The organism is Maribacter ulvicola (genome assembly GCF_900155985.1).
In the GTDB taxonomy this organism is placed as follows: domain Bacteria; phylum Bacteroidota; class Bacteroidia; order Flavobacteriales; family Flavobacteriaceae; genus Maribacter; species Maribacter ulvicola.
The window spans coordinates 1-3,812 of record NZ_FTMA01000018.1; the positions used below are offsets into that span (position 1 = coordinate 1).

General features: G+C 30.8%; 3 protein-coding genes. All 3 read left to right on the top strand.

The genetic code is table 11. The features are described from left to right. Positions 1–267: 267 nt before the first annotated feature. The 3 genes from BW936_RS19250 (at position 268) to BW936_RS19260 (ending at position 3,642) form a co-directional block, all read left to right on the top strand. Positions 268–927, top strand: coding sequence for a hypothetical protein (locus BW936_RS19250; RefSeq protein WP_076551500.1), 660 nt, complete (start codon positions 268–270; stop codon positions 925–927). A gap of 192 nt (positions 928–1,119) precedes the next feature. After that, positions 1,120–1,974 (top strand): carboxypeptidase-like regulatory domain-containing protein, encoded by an 855-nt coding sequence (locus tag BW936_RS19255; RefSeq protein ID WP_076551502.1) that lies wholly within the window; start codon positions 1,120–1,122, stop codon positions 1,972–1,974. A 162-nt stretch (positions 1,975–2,136) separates the two neighbouring features. Continuing rightward, positions 2,137–3,642, top strand: coding sequence for a S41 family peptidase (locus tag BW936_RS19260; RefSeq protein ID WP_076551504.1), 1,506 nt, complete (start codon positions 2,137–2,139; stop codon positions 3,640–3,642). Positions 3,643–3,812 lie beyond the last annotated feature (170 nt).

Below are 3,812 nucleotides of genomic sequence, written 5' to 3' on the forward strand. Positions count from 1 at the left end.
ATTTAACCTGCAAAAAACAGACTGGCTGTTTGGTGAATCTTAGTCATTTCTTACTTAGATTAAAACATTTTTTGTGATTATGGTTTCCCGTAATGTAGTGTGGGCAATTAATTGTAGGTTTATTGTTTAATGGTATATTAGTATGCATGGAAAAAAACATTACACATATTTCTGATTATTTCGGAATATGTGTAATTGTACACATATACAATTGTTGTATATCATTTAGAAAATCAAAACACTTTATAGAAAATTTAGAATTTATTAATGAACATAAACGAATTCTGGAAAATATTTGAAAAGGCGAACGAATCACTTTTAACTTTGGGGTTTACTTTTAAAGGTAAATCATGGCAACTCGAAAATGAAAACTATAAAATTAGTGTAGAAGCTCCATCAGATAAAATTGGAGTAAGATTACAAGTTAGACACTTAACAGTTTGCTTACTTCATAAAGGAATTGTTCCTTTTGATGAAGACCCATGGAATTGTTCAGAAATAGCCCATTTAACACCTTTTTGTATTTCTCCAAACATCTTATCTAAATTTAAAAAGTCGTTGTTTAAAGATAAAGTATGGCATTTTCTTGAATTTGATAATCCGAAAAAATCTAAGTTTTATTTCAAACCAATATATTATGGCGGATCTGAGAAACAAATACTTGATTCTAAAGTTTTAAATAGATTGGAAAATGAAAAAGAATTATTAAATACACTAAAATCGCTTTATGGAATAAACTATATTTCCGAAAGTGAGTGTTATCATGAATTAGAGTTAATGTCTGAAAAAATTGCAGAATACGTACTCTACTGGGCAAATAGAATGTCTTTAATGGAAAGTATTAATCAGTTGGAAGAGTTTGGAGGTGATTCTTGGATTACAAATACGTGGAAAGAAAAATATAAAACGCTATACAACAAAACCTAAAATTAATGCGGTGGTTTGGTATTTATTCGAAAGGGTTATGTAATTTTATAAAGTCGCCAAATCAGTTTGATTTGACATTTTAATAATTAAAAAAATAAAACACAAACAAAAGGCTTTGGCTTTGTGCGAAGACGGAAACAAAAGTGTTTCCTTATTCTCCGCACTAACTTTAGCTCAGGCGTTACACACATTATGAAAAAAATTAGTTACATAAAAATAATAATGTTGGTTACAGCCCAAAGTTTTAGTCAAATCTCTGGAAACGTAACTGATAATAAAACTGGACTTCCGATTGAATTTGTGAATGTTTGGGTTAAAAACACTTTGATAGGAACAACGACCAATGACAAAGGAAGTTTCAATTTTGAGAGGGCTAAAATTGGTGATACTTTACTCATCTCTTATTTAGGTTATGAAGAATTAGAATTTCTTGCCAAAACGGAAAACGTGGTCGAATTAATACCAACTTCAATTGAATTGGATGAAGTAATGATTATTCCAATGAGAAATGAACAAATCAAATCAATCAATTCTTATAAAAAACATAGGAAAATTAATGAGTTTTATTACAATGGACATTACTCGTTAGCTCGATATTACGAGTATAAAAAAGAATACGATCAAAATCCATTCATTAAAGAATTATCTCTTGTTGTAAGTAGTGCTCTAAAAAATAAAGTCAAATTTAAAGTACATTTGATTAAAGCGGACAAAGATGGACAACCATCAAACCAAATTTTAAGTGAATATTACATCTTAGAAACAGGTAAAGGGGAAACCGAAATTATAATCGATTTAACAAAGGAAAAACTGATGCTTCCAAAAGAAGGATTTTTTGTGGTAGTTGACCGTCTAAATCTTAAAGAGAACAAACTAAGTAATAAATTGGCATCGGATATTTTACAACCTGCTATTGGAATGGAAAAAGAAGATAGTGAAAAGAACACTTGGCTTGGTTATAGCGGAAAATGGATTGCGCCAAATGACTTGAAAAAATTTACGGGTAGCGACAAAAACATCGCTATAAACATTAAACTTACGGACTAAATAACGTGTGCTAACAGCGTGTAAAAATAATTGCTTGTTCTCGCCTACTTGGAAATTCCTGCGGAATTTCCACAGGCTCGGTCAATTTTAGTATTTTAAATGTTTATCCCACGCAACTATTCTTACACCAAACGTTGTGCGTAATTTGAGAAAACATTTTAAATGAAACTAAAAATCCTTTTTACAATTATATTAACTCTTAATGTTGCCATTTCTCAAGCGCAGGATTTACTCAGTAAAAAACAGATAACTGAAGACATTGAGTTTCTGTCAAAGACTTTAAATGAAAAGTCTTCCTATGTTTACCTAAACGGCTATGATTTCCATACCGATTTTGAAAACTATTTAAAAACTTTAAGCGATTCCACCCGACTTGAAAACTTTGGAATGTATATGACCAATACTTTAGCAAAAATTGGGGACAGACATTCTTCCTCAAATCGAATAAGAGGTTATGATTTAAAGGAATCGCTGTTTTTACCATTTATGTACGCACCTATAAATGATAGAGTTGTTGTTTTAAATAAAAATCAAAATAAAGAGTTAGAAATACTCAATTTTAAATTTCCATATCTCAAAAAAATTGACGGAATTGATATTAATGATTTCCTACAAAAAATACGACCAGAAGACATAAAAGCACCGCAAGAAACCTATTTCACATATGCTGTAAGAGATATTCGGGACATTGAAAAAAATTATATACTTCTCAATAAAACACTTTCTAAAGAAATAGAATTGACACTGTCAGATTCTACTTTCAACAATGACACTATTTTAACTGTTACACCAATTAATAAATCACAAAGGCAACGACCTTGGGATGAAAGATTTGAGGTCGATTATCTTAGAGTAAAAGATGAAGATTATAATAAACCTGAAATAATCGAAAAACTCTTTAGCATAAAAGAAAACACTGCATATATCAAAATTCCCGAAATGGTTGATAAAGATGAAGCACCACTTCTTTTTGACAAAGTCAATTCCTTTATGCAATCAATCCAAAATGATAGCGAAGCCTTGATTATTGATGTAAGAGCCAATGGTGGCGGAACCCGAGATTTGTTGTATGAATTCGCAAAATACTTAATACATCCAGATTCTATTTATGTTGTAAATGCTACTAAACAAAGAGGTCCACTTCCATTACCAGAAGATTACAAAAATAGTTTACACAACCGTTTTTTATATACCTTATCCGAATTAGACGATGAAGAACAAAAAAAGGCAACAGAATTTTTAAAAAGTTTTAAGCCAATCTATGAATTGGATGAAAACAAATACAGCGAATATTATTTTGGATTGTTGAATGGAAAGAAGTTAGGTAAACCAACTTTTTACTATAACAAACCTGTCTATATTTTAGCCAATGAAAAAACATTTAGTGCAGCATCTGTTTTCGTTTCTGCGTTCAAGGGCTTACCAAACATCAAGATTGCTGGAGTAACAACAGATGGCTCAAGTGGAAATAGCGAATGGATTGACTTGCCAAACTCAAAAATATTTGGAAAAATAAGTACAATGGTTTCTTTTCAAAAGAATGGTGAAATTTTGGACGGTTACGGAACAGAACCCGACATCAAAATTGAAAGAGACATCAATCAGGTTCTTTGGTTATCGGATACGCAACTTGAAAAATTAAAAGAATTGATATTAACGCAAGAATAAAAAACTACGCACAACAATGGTAACCGTTGCACAAGCCTTTAATTGGAAATAATCACTATTTATATAAGTCTCGTTAAGGGGCTTTTTTTATGCCATGTTAAAAGCTGAACCTAAATTTCAGGTGCAGTTGAAAAAGGCTTTTCACGAATTGAACCATACTTTTTATAAAT

Coding starts and splice junctions, on each gene's coding strand:
- BW936_RS19250 (WP_076551500.1), top strand. CDS start 268: ATGAACATAAACGAATTCTGGAAAATATTTGAAAAGGCGAACGAATCA.
- BW936_RS19260 (WP_076551504.1), top strand. CDS start 2,137: ATGAAACTAAAAATCCTTTTTACAATTATATTAACTCTTAATGTTGCC.
- BW936_RS19255 (WP_076551502.1), top strand. CDS start 1,120: ATGAAAAAAATTAGTTACATAAAAATAATAATGTTGGTTACAGCCCAA.